This window comes from Nocardia sp. NPDC023733 (assembly GCF_040639775.1).
GTDB classification, from domain to species: domain Bacteria; phylum Actinomycetota; class Actinomycetes; order Mycobacteriales; family Mycobacteriaceae; genus Nocardia; species Nocardia rosealba.
In genome coordinates, this window is sequence record NZ_JBFAAN010000001.1 from 918,837 (window position 1) to 935,924 (window position 17,088).

Annotated in this window: 14 protein-coding genes; 8 read left to right on the plus strand and 6 right to left on the minus strand. The window is 69.4% G+C overall.

Annotation, left to right across the window (positions count from 1 at the left end; genetic code table 11):
• Positions 1-6: 6 nt before the first annotated feature.
• Both AB0F86_RS04195 and mftR read right to left on the minus strand, forming a co-directional pair.
• A complete protein-coding gene (locus AB0F86_RS04195; RefSeq protein ID WP_067492043.1) occupies positions 7-915 on the minus strand; it encodes an STAS domain-containing protein in 909 nt (302 codons plus the stop codon).
• Between the two features lie 107 nt (positions 916-1,022).
• Positions 1,023-1,613 carry a mycofactocin system transcriptional regulator gene (gene mftR, locus AB0F86_RS04200; protein WP_356981897.1) on the minus strand — a complete coding sequence of 197 codons (591 nt, stop codon included), beginning with the start codon at positions 1,611-1,613 and terminating at the stop codon, positions 1,023-1,025.
• A 76-nt stretch (positions 1,614-1,689) separates the two neighbouring features.
• Here mftR and mftE point away from each other — a divergent pair, with 76 nt between their 5' ends.
• The 3 genes from mftE to AB0F86_RS04215 all read left to right on the plus strand — a co-directional run bounded on the left by mftE (position 1,690) and on the right by AB0F86_RS04215 (position 4,163).
• Positions 1,690-2,388: a mycofactocin biosynthesis peptidyl-dipeptidase MftE gene (gene mftE, locus AB0F86_RS04205; RefSeq protein ID WP_356981899.1), complete on the plus strand. Its 699-nt coding sequence runs from the start codon at positions 1,690-1,692 to the stop codon at positions 2,386-2,388.
• On the plus strand, positions 2,385-3,590 hold the full coding sequence (gene mftD, locus AB0F86_RS04210; RefSeq protein ID WP_356981901.1) for a pre-mycofactocin synthase MftD: 1,206 nt from the start codon (positions 2,385-2,387) through the stop codon (positions 3,588-3,590). The genes mftE and mftD overlap by 4 nt, the downstream gene beginning before the upstream one ends.
• A 105-nt stretch (positions 3,591-3,695) precedes the next feature.
• On the plus strand, positions 3,696-4,163 hold the full coding sequence (locus AB0F86_RS04215) for a hypothetical protein (protein ID WP_356981902.1): 468 nt from the start codon (positions 3,696-3,698) through the stop codon (positions 4,161-4,163).
• Between the two features lies 1 nt (position 4,164).
• On the opposite strand, the gene AB0F86_RS04220 is transcribed toward AB0F86_RS04215, so the two are convergent.
• Complete coding sequence (locus AB0F86_RS04220) at positions 4,165-4,683, minus strand: MarR family winged helix-turn-helix transcriptional regulator (RefSeq protein ID WP_181699087.1); 519 nt, start codon at positions 4,681-4,683, stop codon at positions 4,165-4,167.
• 207 nt (positions 4,684-4,890) lie between these two features.
• Here AB0F86_RS04220 and AB0F86_RS04225 point away from each other — a divergent pair, with 207 nt between their 5' ends.
• The 3 genes from AB0F86_RS04225 to AB0F86_RS04235 all read left to right on the plus strand — a co-directional run bounded on the left by AB0F86_RS04225 (position 4,891) and on the right by AB0F86_RS04235 (position 8,548).
• Complete coding sequence (locus AB0F86_RS04225; RefSeq protein WP_174550282.1) at positions 4,891-6,567, plus strand: fumarate hydratase; 1,677 nt, start codon at positions 4,891-4,893, stop codon at positions 6,565-6,567.
• An 83-nt stretch (positions 6,568-6,650) separates the two neighbouring features.
• On the plus strand, positions 6,651-8,021 hold the full coding sequence (locus AB0F86_RS04230) for an AarF/ABC1/UbiB kinase family protein (RefSeq protein WP_356983719.1): 1,371 nt from the start codon (positions 6,651-6,653) through the stop codon (positions 8,019-8,021).
• Between the two features lie 38 nt (positions 8,022-8,059).
• The gene (locus tag AB0F86_RS04235; RefSeq protein ID WP_225282351.1) at positions 8,060-8,548 is read left to right on the plus strand and encodes a M15 family metallopeptidase; all 489 of its coding nucleotides are present in this window, start codon (positions 8,060-8,062) and stop codon (positions 8,546-8,548) included.
• 23 nt (positions 8,549-8,571) lie between these two features.
• Here the strand turns inward: AB0F86_RS04235 and AB0F86_RS04240 are convergent, their stop codons facing one another.
• Positions 8,572-9,705: an epoxide hydrolase gene (locus tag AB0F86_RS04240; RefSeq protein ID WP_356981903.1), complete on the minus strand. Its 1,134-nt coding sequence runs from the start codon at positions 9,703-9,705 to the stop codon at positions 8,572-8,574.
• Positions 9,706-9,791: 86 nt separating this feature from the next.
• On the opposite strand from AB0F86_RS04240, the gene AB0F86_RS04245 reads away from it, so the two are divergent.
• Complete coding sequence (locus AB0F86_RS04245; RefSeq protein WP_356981905.1) at positions 9,792-10,751, plus strand: YafY family protein; 960 nt, start codon at positions 9,792-9,794, stop codon at positions 10,749-10,751.
• Positions 10,752-10,759: 8 nt separating this feature from the next.
• Here AB0F86_RS04245 and AB0F86_RS04250 read toward each other — a convergent pair whose 3' ends face one another.
• A complete protein-coding gene (locus tag AB0F86_RS04250; protein WP_356981907.1) occupies positions 10,760-11,161 on the minus strand; it encodes a RidA family protein in 402 nt (133 codons plus the stop codon).
• Between the two features lie 98 nt (positions 11,162-11,259).
• Between AB0F86_RS04250 and AB0F86_RS04255 the strand changes: the two genes are divergently transcribed.
• The gene (locus tag AB0F86_RS04255; RefSeq protein ID WP_356981908.1) at positions 11,260-12,231 is read left to right on the plus strand and encodes a WYL domain-containing protein; all 972 of its coding nucleotides are present in this window, start codon (positions 11,260-11,262) and stop codon (positions 12,229-12,231) included.
• Positions 12,232-12,547: 316 nt separating this feature from the next.
• On the opposite strand, the gene AB0F86_RS04260 is transcribed toward AB0F86_RS04255, so the two are convergent.
• Entirely contained in the window at positions 12,548-17,086 is a 4,539-nt protein-coding gene (locus AB0F86_RS04260) for an SbcC/MukB-like Walker B domain-containing protein (protein WP_356981910.1), read from the minus strand.
• Positions 17,087-17,088: the final 2 nt, after the last annotated feature.

Genomic DNA, 17,088 nt, shown 5'->3' on the forward strand with positions numbered 1-17,088 from the left:
GGACTGCTAGCGCCCGTCCCGCTCGCTCAGCCGCTCGGTGACCCGGGTGACCTCGTACCCGAGCAGCCGCTCGGCCTCTTCGATACCACCCTGCAGGTCGCCGACCGCGTTCATCTTGGACAGGTCGAGGCCGATGGTCACCAGGGTGAGCGCGATCTCGGAGGACAGACCGGTGATGATGACGCTGGCGCCCATCAGGCCCGAGGCGTCGACGGTCTGCACGAGGTGGTTGGCGACCACGGAGTCGATGGCGGGCACACCGGTGATGTCGATGACGACCACCTTGGCGCGATTGGCCCGGATGGCGCGCAGCAGCTGCTCGGTGAGCTGACGGGCGCGCTGGGAGTCGAGCACACCGATGATGGGCAGGATGAGCAGCTGCTCGCGCACCTGCAGCACCGGGGTGGACAGCTCGCGAATGGCTTCCTGCTGGCGGCTGATGACGCGCTCGCGCTCCTGCACGAACGACACACCGACGGTGTTGGCGATGCGGTTGGCGGCGGGCTCGTAGGCGTCGAGCACCTGGTTGAGCATCTCGAAGTTCGACTGGTACTTCGAGAACAGCGAGCGGGCGAGCACGTCGCGCAGCAGGAGCACGATTCCGAGGACCTCGTCGGTCTCGACGCCTCGGGGAATGATGCGCTCGGACAGGTCGCGGGCGTAGGCCTGCAGGGCCTCGACGCTACCGGTGACCAGCACCTCGACGTAGTTGTCGTACATGGAGGTGGCCTCGGAGAAGATCTCCTCCGGGGTCATCGCGGTGAGCAGTTCGGCCTCGGTGATGCGCCGCGCCCATTCCTCACGCAGGCCGGTGCGGTTCTGCCGGAGGTGCTCGACCAACTGGGGGAGCAGGTTGTTGTCCACCGGGCGCGCCGGTGGCGCATCCGCGGAAAGACTCGTTGACACCTCGGACATGGAAGCTCCTGCCCCTTTCGACGTTTTCACCTGGCGCGCACTGCACACGTTGACCGAAGCCTACTCATACCCCATTCACGGTGCTGTCCAAACCTGCCGGTAACCGGCTATTCGGGGGTGAAGCCACGTGACAGCGCCGCCAGGGCCCGATCCAGGTACACCGTGAGATCGGCGTCACCGCGTTCGAGCCAGGCGTCGAAGGCCGCACGGGCGGCGGCCAGGGTGGTACGGCCCACCGCCAGCGGGATCAGGTCGTCGACCCTGGTGCCGAGCCTGCGCGCGGCGAATTCGCCGACCGCGCGTTCCCAGGCGTCGTAATGCGCGCCCGCGCCCGCCGACAGGGCGGGGATCCCTGAGATCAGTCGCATCCTGGTGCGCAGTTCGGGGATGTCCTCGGCGCGATACCTGTTGGCCGCCACCACGATGCGCCGCACCGCCGTCATCATCGGCTCGTCGTCGGCGACGGCGGCGAAGGCCGCGCGCAGGTCGGCCACCTCGTCGTCGAACTGGTGCCACAGCACCTCGCCCTTGCTCGGGAAGTAGCGGAAGAAGGTGCGTTCGCTGACGCCCGCCTCGGCCGCGATCTGCCCGACGGTCACCTCCTCGAAGCCGTGCTCGGTGAACAGGCGCATCGCGATGAGTTCCAGGGCGCGGCGCGTGGTGCGCGGTGGGCGGCCGCGCTGGGTCGGGGCTGACATGGATACAGCGTAGGGAGTGGCCCGTCCGGTGGCGCCAGGTCTTGATTATGTCAGTGACTGACGTTAATGTTCGGACATGTTCGTGGCCCAGCTCACATCGCCGGAGGTCGACGCCTGTCGCGCGTCGATCCTGCTGGTGCCGTTGGGTGCTATCGAGCAGCACGGACCGCACCTGCCGCTGTCGACCGATCTCGACATCTCCTCGGCGCTGTGCGCGCGGGCCGCCGCCGCGCGCGACGACGTGCTCGTCGCACCCGCCGTGCCCTACGGCGCCAGCGGTGAACACGCCGGATTCGCGGGCACGCTGTCGATCGGGCAGGCCGCGCTGGAGCTGCTCGTGGTCGAGCTGTGTCGTTCGGCCACCGCGACTTTCGAGCGGATCGCGCTGGTCAACGCCCACGGCGGCAATGTCGAGGCGCTGCGCCGGGCGGTCGCCCTGCTGCGCTCGGAATCACGCGACGTGCGCCTGTTCTGCCCGGGCTACGGCGGCGACGCGCACGCGGGCCACGCCGAAACCTCCCTCCAGCTCGCCCTCGCGCCCGACCGGGTGCGCACCGAGCTGGCCGAACCGGGGGACACCCGCCCGCTCGCCGAGGTGCTGCCGCTGCTGCGCACGGGCGGGGTGGCCGCGGTGAGCCACAACGGAATTCTCGGCGACCCGACCGGGGCGAATGCCGCCGCGGGCGCCGAACTGCTGAGTGCGGCGACCGCCGCGCTCCTGCACGACCTCGGCCGTTGGTGGCCGGGTGACAACGAGGAAGGACCACGTCGATGAACCCCTGGTTCGAGACCGTCGCCGAGGCGCAGCGTCGCGCCCGTAAGCGGCTGCCGAAGTCGGTGTACGGCGCGCTGATCGCCGGTTCCGAACGGGGCCAGACCATCGAGGACAACCAGACCGCGTTCACCGAACTCGGTTTCGCACCGCACTGCGCGGGCCCCATCGGGGACCGTGACCAATCGACAACCGTGCTGGGGCAACAGGTTTCGATGCCGGTGCTGATCTCGCCGACCGGCGTGCAGGCGGTGCACCCCGACGGTGAGGTCGCCGTGGCACGGGCCGCGGCCGCCCGCGGCATCGCCATGGGCCTGAGCTCGTTCGCGAGCAAGCCGGTCGAAGAGGTGATCGCGGCCAACCCCGCCACCTTCTTCCAGCTGTACTGGTGCGGCAGCAAGGACCAGATCCTGGAACGGATGGAACGGGCGAAGACCGCCGGTGCGGTCGGGCTGATCCTCACCCTCGACTGGTCCTTCTCGCACGGTCGCGACTGGGGCAGCCCGCAGATCCCCGAATCGCTGAACCTGCGCACCATGATGAAATTCGCCCCGCAGACCCTCGCCCGCCCGCGCTGGCTGGCCACCTACCTGCGCTCGGGTTCCATCCCCGACCTCACCGCACCCAACATGTCCGTCGGCGGCGGCGCCGCGCCCGGCTTCTTCGGCGCCTACGGCGAGTGGATGCAGACGCCCGCCCCCGACTGGGACGACGTGGCCTGGATCTGCGCGCAGTGGGACGGTCCGGTGTTGCTGAAGGGCGTGATGCGGGTCGACGACGCGCTGCGCGCGGTCGACGCGGGCGTCGCGGGCATCTCGGTGTCGAATCACGGCGGCAACAACCTCGACGGCACCCCCGCCGCCATCCGTGCGCTGCCGGTACTGGCCGACGCCGTGGGCGACCAGATCGAGGTCCTGCTCGACGGCGGTATCCGGCGCGGCAGCGATGTCGTCAAGGCTGTCGCGCTCGGTGCCCGCGCGGTCCTCATCGGCCGCGCCTACCTGTGGGGTCTGGCGGCCAACGGCCAGGCGGGCGTCGAGAATGTCCTCGACATTCTGCGCGGCGGCATCGACTCCGCCCTGCTCGGGCTGCGCAAGACCTCGGTCACCGATCTGACCCGCGACGACATCGTGGTCCCGGAAGGTTTCGAACGCGCCCTCGGCATCCCCGACACCGCCCACACCGCCGAGAAGGTATTGCGGTAAGCGGTATTTCACCTAGGCCGCACGGGTTGTCCGGGCGGGGACCGGTCGCTATGGTCGAGCGTTGACCTGTGGTCGTCGGAGGGGGAAGTCGTGGATGTTCGGGTAATGCGCTCGCGCAGTGTGACTTTCACCCTGCCCGCCCTGGTCGCGGTGGCGCTGGTGTCGGCCGGCTGCAGTGCCCCGAGCACCGCTCAGCGCCCGACGACCACCACCCGCGCGTCGGTGACCACCACCCGCGCGTCGGTGACCACCACCCCGCGCACCACCACCAGCACCGCCGCCCGCCCGGCCTCGGTGGGTGTCTGCGTGGAGACGGCGACGAACAAGCGGGTGGCCGACGACCGCTGCGACACGTCCGACGCGAGCTATAAACGGTTCTGGTACAAGCACACCGACACGCTGGTGTACCCGGCGGTCGGTGCCGCGATCGTGCTGGCGGCGGGCAGTTTTCTGCGGCCGAGCACCGGCGACGTCTACGACCGTGGCGCACCGGTCGCGGGCGGAACGGTCCTGCGCGGTGGGCTGGGCCAGCGGCCCGACTCGAGTGGTGGCGGCGGCAGTTCGGGGTCCTGACTCACGCCAGGTCCGCGGCGGGAGTCGGTTCCTTGGTCGGCATGCGAGGGCCGAGTTCCCGTGCCGCACTGCGGTGGTGGTCGATCAGGACGTCGTAGATCTCGGCGAGCGCGGCCAGTTGCGCGCGGTCGAGGACGTCGATCATGTGCCGCCGCACGCTGCGCACGTGGGCCGGGGCCGCCGTGGTGAGCAACTGGCCGCCCGCGCTCGTCAGCCGGGCGACGGTGCGGCGCTGGTCGTGCGGCATGGTTTCGCGCACCACGAGTCCACGCTTCTGCATGCGGGTGATCTGGTGTGAGAGTCGGCTCTGCGACCATTCCAGCGCACCCGCCAGGTCAGCGAAGGTCAAACGCTGGCCCGGTGCGTCGGCTAGGTACACCAGCACGGAATATTCGACATAACTGAGATTCGCCGCCCGGCCGGCGTCACGCCCGATCGCCGCGGCGATCAGGTCGCGGGTACGGACATAGCCCAGCCAGGCGCGCATTTCGACATCATCGAGCCACTGTGGATCGGTCACGATCGAGCTCCAGATTCGCCGGTGCAAGCTTCGGATTGAACGGCGCACGCCCACCACCGCCCGGGAGAATGGGTAGCACCGTTTGTGTTGAACGTGCAACCTCGACATTACTTCATCTTGAGTAAGGATTGCCTAATCTCCGGGTCGGCGCCCGGTGGTGGATAGGCTCTGCGATGCTCTGCCCACCTGCCTGAAGGAGTGCGATCCGTGACCGCGCCGGAGTTCCGCTATTCCGATCTGCTGCCGATCGGCGCGGACGACACGCCGTACCGCCTGCTGACCACCGAGGGGGTCAGCACCTTCGAGCACAACGGCCGCACCTTCCTGCAGGTCGAGCCCGAAGCCCTGCGCCTGCTCACCGAGACGGCGATCCACGACATCAGCCACTACCTGCGCCCGGCCCACCTGCGGCAGCTGCGCAAGATCATCGACGACCCGGAGTCCTCGGGCAACGACCGTTTCGTGGCGCTCGACCTGCTCAAGAACCTCAACATCTCCGCGGGCGGCGTGCTGCCGATGTGCCAGGACACCGGCACCGCGATCGTGATGGGCAAGAAGAGCGAGGGCGTGCTCACCGGCGCCGACGACGCCGAGTGGATCAGCCGCGGCGTGTTCGACGCCTACTCCCGGCTGAACCTGCGCTACTCCCAGCTCGCGCCGATCACCATGTGGGAGGAGAAGAACACCGGTTCCAACCTGCCCGCCCAGATCGAGCTGTACTCCACCGAGGGCGACGCCGACAACCCGGTCTACAAGTTCCTGTTCATGGCCAAGGGCGGCGGTTCGGCCAACAAGTCGTTCCTGTACCAGGAGACCAAGGCCGTCCTGAACCCCGAGCGCATGCTCGAGTTCCTCGACGAGAAGATCCGCTCGCTCGGCACCGCGGCCTGCCCGCCCTACCACCTGGCCGTGGTCATCGGTGGCACCAGCGCCGAATTCGCTTTGAAGACGGCGAAATACGCCTCGGCGCACTACCTGGACAACTTGCCGACCGAGGGCTCCATCACCGGTCACGCCTTCCGCGATCTCGAGCTCGAGGAAGAAGTCTTCCAGCTCACCCGTGAGTTCGGCATCGGCGCCCAGTTCGGTGGCAAGTACTTCTGCCACGACGTGCGCGTGGTGCGCCTGCCCCGCCACGGCGCCTCCTGCCCGGTCGCCATCGCCGTGTCGTGCTCGGCCGACCGCCAGGCCCTTGCCAAGATCACCAAGGACGGCATCTTCCTCGAGCAGCTGGAAACCGAACCGGCGCAGTACCTTCCGGAGCAGACCGAGGACATCCTCGGCGGCGACGTGGTGCAGATCGACCTGAACCGCCCGATGGACGAGATCCGCGCCGAGCTGTCGAAATACCCCGTGAAGACCCGGCTTTCGCTCACCGGCCCGCTGGTCGTGGCCCGCGACATCGCGCACGCCAAGATCAAGGAACGCCTCGACGCGGGCGAGCCGATGCCGCAGTACCTGCGCGACATGGCCGTGTACTACGCGGGCCCGGCCAAGACCCCCGAGGGCTACGCCTCCGGCTCGTTCGGTCCGACCACCGCCGGTCGCATGGACTCCTACGTCGACCAGTTCCAGGCTGCGGGCGGCTCGATGATCATGCTGGCCAAGGGTAACCGCTCCGCTCAGGTCACCAAGGCGTGCAAGGAACACGGCGGTTTCTACCTCGGTTCCATCGGCGGCCCGGCCGCGCGTCTGGCTCTGGACTGCATCAAGAACGTCGAGGTGCTCGAGTACCCCGAGCTGGGCATGGAGGCGGTCTGGAAGATCGATGTCGAGGACTTCCCGGCCTTCATCGTCGTCGACGACAAGGGCAACGACTTCTTCGCCGAGACCTCCAAGCCGATCGCCCTGCGCGTGCGCACCCGCTCCAAGGAACGGGTGTAGAGACCCGCTCCCCGGGTCTTCTGGTCGTGCGTCCAGCCGTCGCGGTGTAACGTGACCGGCGACATACGGTGAACGGGGTGGCTATGCCCGCTGGAATTCCTGGGGGCCGGGTGGCGCGCGGCGCCAAGCTCGGACAGTTCGCCGCGGGCCAAGCGGTGCGCGGGGTCGGCAGACGACTGTCGATGATCGGTCGCACCGAGGAGGCCAGGCAAGTCCTGGCCGAGCGCTCGGCGATGACGACCGCGCAGCAGATCGTCACGGTCCTCGGCAGCATGAAGGGGTCGGCGATGAAGCTGGGGCAGATGGCCTCGGTGCTCGACCTCGACTTCGTGCCCGAATCGCATCGCGAGCATTTCCGGGCCCAGTTGGCCGCACTGCAGGACAAGGCGCCCGCGGTCGCGTTCCCGACCATGCGTGCGGTGATCGAGGACGATCTCGGGCCGCTCGGCGGCGTCTTCGCCGACTTCGACGAGACCGCCATCGCGGCCGCGTCGATCGGTCAGGTGCACCGGGCCACCCTGCGCGACGGGCGCGTGGTCGCGGTGAAGGTGAAGTACCCCGGGGTGGAGCGTGCCGTCCACGCCGATATCGGCAATCTCGAATTCCTCAGCAAGATGGGCAGATCCGTGCTGCCGAGCATGGCCGACACCGGCGTGCTCGAGGAGATCGCCGACAACCTGCGCAGCGAACTGGACTACGAACGCGAGGCCCGCACCCAGCATCGGGTGGCGCGGCGGTATTGCGGTCACCCGTTCATCACCGTGCCCGACGCGATCGTCGAACACTGCTCGCACAATGTGCTCGTCACCGAATACGTCGAGTCGCAACCCTTTTCGCACATGCGAACGCTGCCCGACGCCGACCGCGACCACCTGGGCGAACTGATCTACCGGTTCTACATCTCCAGCCTGTTCGTCGACAACGAGTTCTGCGGCGACCCCCATCCGGGCAATATGCTGCTGGCCGCCGACGGGAAGCTCGCCTTCGTCGACTTCGGCCTGTACAAGCAGATGGACCCGGCGCATGTCGATTTCGAGCGCGACGTGCTGCGTGCGGCCGCCGAGGGGCGCGGTGAGGACCTGTACGCCGCGTGGGTCGACCGGGGAATCATCGACCCCAGCGCCGGGGTGTCGGTCGAGGAGAGCCTGGCCTACGTGTGGGCCGCCACGGGGTGGCACCTGCTGGACGAGGACGTCACCATCACCCCCGAATTGGCCACCGGCGCACTGCTGCTCGCGGTCGACCCGCGTTCGTCGCAATTCCACGGCATGCACCGGCAGCTGCTGCCGCCGGAGCACGTGTTCTCCCGCCGGGCCGACCTGTTCACCTTCGCCACCCTCGGCCAGTTGCGGGCCACCGCGAACTGGCACCTGCTGGCCCGCGAATGGCTCTACCGCGAGCCACCCGTCACCGAGGTCGGCCGCGAGATCGACCGGTGGCGCCGATCCGGGTGAGCCGAACCGCGCCGAGCCGGGGTCGATAGGATTCCGGCATGCACTCTGTTCTCCGCATCCTGGTCGGCGTGAGCGCGGTCGCCGCGATGACGGCCACCGGTACCGCCACGGCCGACCCCGATCAGCGCGAACAGGTCCAGTCCGCCGCGGGCACCGAGGGCCTCGACCCACCGCTCGCCCTGGCCTACACCCTGGCCGAACAGCAGGCCCACGCCGAGGGCGTGCCGCTGTCGGTCACCTCCGGCTACCGCACCCCCGAACAGCAGGAAGCGCTGTGGCAGGACGGCCTGGCCACCCACGGCACCCCGGAGGAGGCCCGCCGCTGGGTCCTCCCACCCGCCGAATCGACCCACGTCTCCGGCCACGCGGTCGACGTCGGCCCGCAGATCGGCGCCCAGTGGCTCGAGGCCAACGGCAACCGCTGGGGGCTGTGCCGGACTTTCGACAACGAATGGTGGCACTTCGAGTTGGTGACGGTGCCGGGGACGCCGTGCCCGCCGACCGTGCCCGACGCGAGCATGCGCTAGGTCGACCGGCGCGGTCTTGTCTCTCAGTGCAGGGCTGCGAAGAACCTCCGGATGTCGGCGACATGTGCCGCCGGTTCCTCCATCGCCACGAAGTGGTTGCCGGGGTTGCCCGACGGCCAGTGGGTGATCTTGTTGTCGCGTTCGGCGAGCTTGCGCATGAGCGGTGAGCCGCCACCGTAGACGCCCGTCGGCACCAGGTTCTGGCCGGTCGGCCAGCCGAAACCGCCGTCGCGCAGCCCGTTGTACATGGGCCATGAGGAGGTGCCGGTGGTCTGGGTGAACCAGTACAGCGACACCGTGGTGAGCAGGTGGTCGCGGTCGATCACGTCCTCGGCGAGGTCGGCCATCGGCGTGAACTCCTGGAACTTCTGCATCATCCACGCCAGTAGCGCGACCGGTGAATCGTTCCAGCCCAGCGCGAAGGTCTGCGGTGCGGCGCGCAGCAGGGTGTGGTGGTCGACGCCACCGGTCATCCACAGTTGCATCTGGTCCCACTCGGCGCGGTCCTCCTCCGACATCGCGGGCACGTCGGCCTCGGTCGGCATGCCGATACCGCCGTCGAGATGCACCCCGATCACGTGCTCCGGCGCCGCGAGCGCCATTTCCGGTGCGATGTAGGCGCCCAGGTCGCCGCCCTGGGTCCCGTAGCGCTGGTAGCCGAGCCGGTTCATGAGCTCGGTCCACATCCGGGCCACCCGTGCGGTGGTCATTCCGACCTCGCGCGGAGCCTGGGAGAAGGCGAAGCCGGGGACCGACGGGACAACCACGTCGAAGGCGAGGGCGGGATCGAGACCGTGAGCGCGTGGATCGGTCAGCGGACCGATCACACGGGTGAATTCGGCGAAGGTGTTGGGCCACCCGTGCGTGAGCAGCAGGGGCACCGCATCGGGTTCGGGAGAGCGGACGTGGACGAAGTGCACGTCGAGGCCGTCGATGGTCGTCTGGAACTGGGGGAAGGCATTGAGTGCGGTTTCCTGTGCCCGCCAATCGAATTCGTCGGCCCAGTAGGTGGCGAGCTCGCGCAGATACGCGGCAGGCACGCCACGCTCCCAGCCGTCGCCCGGCAGTTCGGGCGTCCATCGGGCTCGGGCCAGCCGGTCGTGCAGGTCGTCGAGATCGGCCTGCGGGATGTCGATGTGGAAGGGGCGGACAGTCATTCGGAACTCCTCGTGATCGGTGTGAACCCGACGCTACGAGGCATTTAGGACAGGATCGGTCCTAGATGTGCGCGAGAATCGAAATCATGACCGACACCGCAGCGCGGCTGCTCCGATTGCTTGCACTGCTGCAGATGCCACGCGAATGGCCGGGTAGCGAACTCGCCGACCGGCTCGGCGTCACCGATCGCACCGTGCGCCGCGATATCGACCGGTTGCGCGAGCTCGGCTACCCGGTGCTCGCCGCGCTGGGTGCGAGCGGCGGCTACCGCCTCACCGCCGGGTCGGCGCTGCCGCCGCTGGTGCTCGACGAGGACGAAGCGGTGGCGGTGGCCGTCGGCCTGCGGGTCGCCACCGGGCAGGCGGTCGGTGGAATCGAGGAGGCGTCGGTGCGGGCGTTGACCAAACTCGAGCAGGTTCTACCCGCGAAGCTCCGGAGGCGCGTGCGGGTGGTGGGTGCGGCGGTCGCGGTCCGGGTGGGTGAGGGGCCCACCGTGGAGCCGGAGGTGCTCACCACCCTCGCCGCGGCCGTCACCAACCGGGAACGACTGCGCTTCCGCTATTTCGACACCGACGGCGCCGAGTCACGTCGCCATGTCGAACCGGTCGGCGTCGTCGCGTCCGGCCGGCGCTGGTACCTCGTCGCCTACGACCTCGACCGAGATGCCTGGCGCACCTACCGCACCGACCGGATCGCCCACCCGCACCCGACCGGTGCCCGGATCATCGCACGTGAGCTACCCGCGGCCGACGCCGCCGACTATGTGGCGGGACGTCGAACCGACTGGCCCACCGCCCCGTACCGGGCCGATGTCACCATCGACGCCCCGCGTACCCGGGTCACCGGCCGACTCGGCGAGGACCCCGCCACCCTGCACTCCACCGGTGCCACCACCTGCCGCCTCACCGGTGTCCGGGATGACGACCCCGATTGGCTTGCCCGGCAATTGGTTTCGCTCGGAGCCGCGTTCCGGGTACACGACTCGCCCGAACTGTCCGCGCGACTGCGTGCGATGGCGGAGCGCATCGGGCACGCAGTGGGGTGAGAGGCGCGTCAGGGTCGGGCCGCGACCGCTTCCACCTCGAACAGCACATCGGGGGTGGCCAGCGCCGCGACACCGATGAGCGTCTGGGTGGGCGGGGTGGGGCCCCAGTGCTCGGCCACGGCACCGGCGATCGGGCCGAGTTTCGTGACATCGTGGTTCACCACGTAGGTGCGCAGCGCGACGACGTGGCTGAGATCCAGGTCGTGGGCTGCCAGGGCGGTGGCGATGTTGTCGAATGTCCGCTTCACCTGGTCGGCGAAGTCGCCGGAGACGACCGCGCCGTCGGTGTCGGAACCGTACTGGCCGGAGACGAAGACCAGATCGGTGCCCGCCGGGACGGCGGCGGTATGGCTGTAGCCGAACGGAACCGGGTTGTGGAGGCCGTCGGGGTTGACGATGGTGTGCGCCATGTTCAGGCACCTTTCCTGTGATGGATTGTCGTGACGCAGATGAGCCTGTCAGCAATACACGACATCCTCTGTCGTGTATTGCGGGTAATCTTTCGCGAGTGCGCGCCGACCGGCTTGTCTCCCTCGTGCTGCTGCTGCGCAGACACGGCCGGCTGACCGCGGACGTGCTGGCCCGCGAGCTGGAGGTTTCCACTCGCACTGTGCTGCGCGATATCGAGGCGCTCTCCTCGGCAGGTGTGCCGGTGTATGCCGAACGCGGCAGGCACGGCGGTTTCGCCCTGCTCCCCGGTTTCCAGACTGAGCTCACCGGGTTGAACCACGACGAGGCGCTGGCCTTGCTGGTGGCTGGATCAAGGCGTGGTGCACAGGCTTTCGGCCTCGGCGGCGCCCTGTCCTCGGCCATGCGCAAGGTCGTCGACGCCCTGCCGGACAGTTACCGCGACACCGCGACCGGCGCCGCCCAGCGCCTGCTCGTCGACCCCGAGACCGACCTCCTCGCGCGCCGCATCGCGCCCGAGGACCTGCCCGACGCCGTGGTGGCCGTCGTCCGCCGCGCGGTGCTGATGGGTCACCGCCTACGCATCAACTACGCGGCCGTCGACCAACCCGCGCAGTGGCGCAGCGTGGACCCGATCGGCCTGGTCACCGTCGCCGACCAGGGATACCTGCTGGCCACGAGGGCAGGGGAGGACCGCACCTACCGCCTGTCGCGCATTCTCGACGCGGAGGAACTCCCCGAACCCGCGCAACGGCCGGAGCACGTCGACCTGGATCGGGCCTGGAAGGAACGAAGCGCCCGGTTCCGCGCCGGTAGCGACCAGGTCGCCGTCGTGGTCCTCGTGAACCCCACACGCCGCGCGGAACTCATCGGCACGGCGGTGACAGTCCGCTCCGACACGGTCGAGCCCGACGGCCGCCTCCGCCTGGAGCTGACCTTCCAAGACCCGCGTCATGCCGAATGGGCACTCTGGCAACTCGGCACCCACGCGGAAATCCTTGCGCCGCAATGGCTGCGCACCACCCTGCGCGACCGCGCGACCACGCTCGCCGCCCACTACCGGTCGTCCTGAGGCGCTCGGACACTCACCGGCAACATGCCCCGGCGGAATCCTCGCGTACTCGCCCGTGCGGTACCGGGCGGCCGACACGGGATCATCAGCCACGGGGCAGGGTCTTCCTGACGAGCACGCCAGGGCAGGTCGGCGGCACAGCGCGCCCACCGTGTCGGCCCCGCGACGGGCGGGGCCAGCTGTTGCGAGCCAACTCCCACCGTAAGCATGGGTGCATCCCATGCCGACGATCGCACCGGCTGCCCTCCGCTCCCGCGCGACCAGTGGTGCCTCGCGGAGCTCGAGGCCTCAGCCGGTCGGCGCCCCGGCGGTGATCTCAGCCGACCGGTGCTGGTTCCCCTGGCATCCCTTCCAGTGTGAGGCCGCCCTCGATGGTGTTGGGGAGGCGGCGGCGGTTGGGGGAGCCGAGGGCGGTGGTGAGGTCGCCGCCGTCGTGTTCGGCGAGGAGTTCGCCGCTGTCCCACACCAGAAGCGTCGCGCTCACGGTGTTCTCGGCCGTGGAGTGGGCCAGGTCGTAGTGGGCGCAGCCGGGGACGTGCGGGTAGGTGATCCACAGGTCGTAGCCGGTCATGAACAGGTCGAGGTCGAATTGCACACTGAGGCCGAGCAATTCGCTGCGGCCGTTGTCGTCGACACCGGCGAACGCCTCGTCCAGCGCCAGCAGGCGCGGTGCCTGCGGGTCGGCGGAATCGAGCATCACGTGGGCGGCGGCGAACAACGGCAGGTGCAGCGACACCGACTGCTCACCACCGGAGAGCGCGCTGTGGCGGGCGACGGTGAGCTTGTCCTCGGACCCGTCCCCGGAGATCAGCGTGAACGAGAACACCCGCCACGACCGGTAATCGAGGGTGGCGGCGAGGATCTCGGGATACGAGCGTTCCGGGTGGGCGGCGCGGGCGGCCCGGATCTCGGCCGCGAAATGCGCGCGGACCGCACCCAGATCGTCCGGGCTCAGTGCCGAGGTGTCGCGGTCGAGCAGCTTGCACATGGCGCGCGCCGCCTCCGACAGACCGTCGGCCAGCACCCAGTGCACACCGATGGTGTTGCCCGACGACATCCGCCGCTGCTTCATCTCCGCGCCCATCCGGGAGATCAGTTCGCGTGCGTCCGTTGTCCGTTCGTGGATCTGCTGGGCCAAGCCGGTGAGTAGCGCGTCCTCGAGGATGCGGCGTTCGGCGTCGGTGAGCAACAGTTCCTGATCGCGGCGCGCGGCATCGATGCGCGCCGCGAAATCGGCGAGTGCGGTCTGACCGTTCTCGTCGTGTACGGCCACCACGGTGAGCCCGTCGGCGGCGTCCCAGTGCAGGCGGTAATCGCGGCCCGACGCGGTGAGCGCGGCGTCGAACTCCTGAAGCGCGCTCGTCACCGCTGAACGGGTGGACTTGCGCCCGGCCTCGGTGGCGCGAACCTGGGCAGTGGCGGCATCCAGGTCGGCGAACAGGGCCGCGACCTCGTCCGGCAAGACCACTGGATCGGTTTCCGGGCCGGCGGCGACGATGCGGTACTGCAGCTGCTCGGGAGTCGACCAGGCGGCCTCGCTGCTCGGCCACCGGTGTTCGACCGAAGCGCCGAGCAGGCTCAGCAGGTCGGGCCGCGCGTACGGAGCCAGCGACCGCACTTCGGCGAGCACCTCGGTGAGCGCCGTGGCGAGTGCCTCGTGTGCCGTGCGATATGCCGCTTCCGCGTCACCCACCGCCTCGATCGCCGCATTGGCCGCCTTGCGCGCGGCCCGCTGCTCGGCTTTGGCGGCTTCGATGGCAGCGCGCGCCGCATCCAGCTCGCGGTCGATGTCGGCAGCACTGGCGCCCAACGCTTCTCGCAGCGTTTCGAGCTTGCGCTGCTGCTCGGTGTATCCGGCGCGGGCCGCCTCGGCCTCCTCGGCGAACGCCTCGGCCAGGGCGCGGGCCTCGTCGTGCCGATCGGCGCCCTCCCGCTCGCGTTCCCGTTCCCGTTCGTGCTCGGCGCGCAACCGCAGCAGTCCGGTGCCGGTGTTCTCGAAATGCCGGATCGCGGCGGCCAGCGCATCGAGTTCACGCGCCTCCCGCGGCGTGCGGTGCGCCTGCGCGGCTGCTCGCACCTTCTTGTCCTGAGCAGCCACCTCGGCCACGGCCTGATCGAGCTCCCGCTCGGCCTGCGCCGCCGCCTCCACCCGCGACCGCATCAGTCCGGCGGTCTCCGCGACCGCCCGAAGTGCGGCGGTCACCGCCGAAGGTCGTGGCAACGACTTCGCCGCAGCGGTGAGCTCAGCCGATTGCGCTGCCGCCGAAGACTCTTCGGCCCGAGCCGCCTCGTATTCCGCGCCGGCCGCCTCGATCGCCGCCTCGATCTCGGCGAGCCGCAACGCTCGCCTGCGCGCCCGCGCGGTCGCACCGATGAACTCGGCCTCGGTCTTGTGATGCCTGCCGACCAAAACACCCAGTCGATAGTGGCCCGCTGTTCCGATCACCACGGGGGCGGCCTCGGCGGTCAGCGCACTCAGCGTGGCGCCTGGGATGGTCCGTCCCATGCCTTCGCCGTCCGCAACACCGGCGCGATCCGCACCCGTCGCCGCGACTGTCGTCGATTTCGCTCCGCCTCCCGCGCCTGGTGCGGAGTCTGCTCGCGCCGGCGTGGTCGGCGCCGGGTGTGTCTCGGCGGCTTCGTACCCTGAGTGGTCGTCGGCTGTCGTAGGGGCGGAGCTGTCCGAGTCAGGGCGGAGTTCGTCGAGGGCGATGGAGGCGAGCACGGCAGCGACCGTGTCCCTCGGGACTTCGACTTCCGGCGTATTCTCCTCCATCACAAGAACATCGGCGAGGGTGCGACCGGTCGGGCGCTGGTCGACGGGCAGTGGGAGCAGGAAGTGGTCCGACTGGACCTCGGTGGGCAGGGTCGGCCCGCAGATCCAGCTGTCGAGCAGACCTCCGGCCTGAAGCGCGGCCTCGATCCCCGCCGCCTCCTGCGCGGACACCCCATCCCCGAACCGCACCAGCTTCCACAGCGGAGCGCCCGGAAGTCCCTCGCGCATACCGGTTCTGGCCGACGACGACGGCGGGGCGTCATCGTGTTCGGCAGCGATCTGCTTGCGTTCGGCCGTCAGTGCGTCGCGGCGCGCGGCCGCAGCATCAGCCCGCGCCCGCGACTCCTGCCGACGGGTGCGGATCTGCTCGCGTAGCGGCTCGATCCGCTCCGCCAAAACCTCTGCGGCAGAGGGGATATCCTCCACTCCGGCACCGGCGAAGGCTGTCTCCAGCGCCTCGAACAGTCCGCCGTCATCAGCCCCGGTCCGATCGGCTCGCGCCCCGATGATGCCTTGGGCAGGGTCGCCCCCGTCGATGACTGCTTCGGCGGCTTGGGCGTTCACCGAGGATTCCGCGATGCCCGCGAGGAGGGCTGAGTTGGTCTTCCACCAGGCGCGCAGGTTCGCCGCAGAATCTTTGCGCGCCAACGCAACCGCGGCTTCCGCATGTGCGACTTCGGCGGCTGCCGCGTCGCGCAGTTCTGTCGCGCGTTCGGTGAGGCGTTCGGCGCGGGTTCGGTCGGCGGCGGCGGATTCCCATTTGCTCACCGCCTTGCGGACCGCGCGCACGTCGGCGTCGCGTTCCTCGGCGTGGCCGCGGACGGCTGCGGTGAACTGGTCGCCCCGGCCGTCGGTGCCGGGCGTGGTCCACTCGATGCCCGCTTCCTCGGCGGCCGAGCGGAGGGCTTCTTCGCCGCGCACCAGCGCGGCGGCGGCCGTGCGTACCGCTTCAGCTGCCTTCTCGGCTTCCTCGGCCCGCCGCTGCAACGTTTGCGCCGCTTCGGCGGCCTTGTCGCGGTGGGCGGCGGCGGAGGTTTCGAGCCTGCGGACCGCGTCGGCGAGGTCGTCGAGTTGCTGTTTGCCCTCGTAGGCGCTGGATCGCTGCAAGTTCTCGCGGTCGGCGATGGCCTGTTCGTAGGCGCGGTCGGCCTCCTCGGCCCGGGCCTCGGCGGCGGCGCGGTCGGCGTCGCGCCGGGTGCGCAAGGCCGTCGCGGCGAACAGTGCGGTCGAGGCGTTGGTGACGGCTTCGAGTCGCGTGCGAACCTGATCGACATCCGACTTCGCCTGTACCGCAAGGTATTTGCGGTACACATCGACGAAGCGCCGGGTGGCGGTATCGGCCTGGACCAGTCCGTCGAGGGTGCGGCCGACCTCCTCCATGTCGCTGAACGACCGTGCCGCGTCGAGGATGAGCTGTTCATCGAGGGGACGCAGACCGTCGGTGAGCGCCTGGGACAACCCGCGCGGATCGAGGTTCTTGGCAAGCTGCGGGCGGCGCAGCGTGAGGATCAAGTTGATGAGCTGGTCGTAGCGCTGCATACCGAGCCCGAACATGCGCGCATCGATCGCGGCCCGGTATTCGACCGGGCGGTCGACGATGGCGTCGCTGCCGATCTGCTCGGCGAGCTGTTTGCGGGTGAGCGGGCGATCGTCGGGACCGATCAGCGAGAAATCGACACCCGCGCGGCCGTCGGCGACGAAATACCAGCGCGTCACCTTGTCCGAGGACCGGGTGGCACGCATCCCGATACCGACCGTGACGACCTCGGGGTCCTCCCAGCTGCCGCGCGCGAATTCCATCCACACATACGAGTACGCCGATTCCTGCTTGCGGTAGAGCAGGTTCGACTTCATGGTCCGTTCCTCACCGGCGAACGGGTTGAGCCTGCGCGGCTCGATCCGCCCGTCCAGCACGAACGGGAACAGCACCTCGAGGGCCTTGGTCTTGCCCGAACCGTTGGGTCCGCGCAGCACCAGGCGCCCGTCGGCGAAACAGAACTCCTGGTCGCGGTAGTCCCACAGGTTGACGATGCCCGCGCGGGTCGGGACGAATCGCACTCCGCCGTGAATGAGCGTCATCT

Bases quoted from the DNA above. Each gene is read 5' to 3' on its own strand.
- mftD (WP_356981901.1), top strand. From the start codon at position 2,385: ATGAACCCCTGGTTCGAGACCGTCGCCGAGGCGCAGCGTCGCGCCCGT.
- mftE (WP_356981899.1), top strand. From the start codon at position 1,690: ATGTTCGTGGCCCAGCTCACATCGCCGGAGGTCGACGCCTGTCGCGCG.
- AB0F86_RS04230 (WP_356983719.1), top strand. From the start codon at position 6,651: ATGCCCGCTGGAATTCCTGGGGGCCGGGTGGCGCGCGGCGCCAAGCTC.
- mftR (WP_356981897.1), bottom strand. From the start codon at position 1,613: ATGTCAGCCCCGACCCAGCGCGGCCGCCCACCGCGCACCACGCGCCGC.
- AB0F86_RS04260 (WP_356981910.1), bottom strand. From the start codon at position 17,086: ATGACGCTCATTCACGGCGGAGTGCGATTCGTCCCGACCCGCGCGGGC.
- AB0F86_RS04195 (WP_067492043.1), bottom strand. From the start codon at position 915: ATGTCCGAGGTGTCAACGAGTCTTTCCGCGGATGCGCCACCGGCGCGC.
- AB0F86_RS04215 (WP_356981902.1), top strand. From the start codon at position 3,696: ATGCGCTCGCGCAGTGTGACTTTCACCCTGCCCGCCCTGGTCGCGGTG.
- AB0F86_RS04250 (WP_356981907.1), bottom strand. From the start codon at position 11,161: ATGGCGCACACCATCGTCAACCCCGACGGCCTCCACAACCCGGTTCCG.
- AB0F86_RS04240 (WP_356981903.1), bottom strand. From the start codon at position 9,705: ATGACTGTCCGCCCCTTCCACATCGACATCCCGCAGGCCGATCTCGAC.
- AB0F86_RS04235 (WP_225282351.1), top strand. From the start codon at position 8,060: ATGCACTCTGTTCTCCGCATCCTGGTCGGCGTGAGCGCGGTCGCCGCG.
- AB0F86_RS04245 (WP_356981905.1), top strand. From the start codon at position 9,792: ATGACCGACACCGCAGCGCGGCTGCTCCGATTGCTTGCACTGCTGCAG.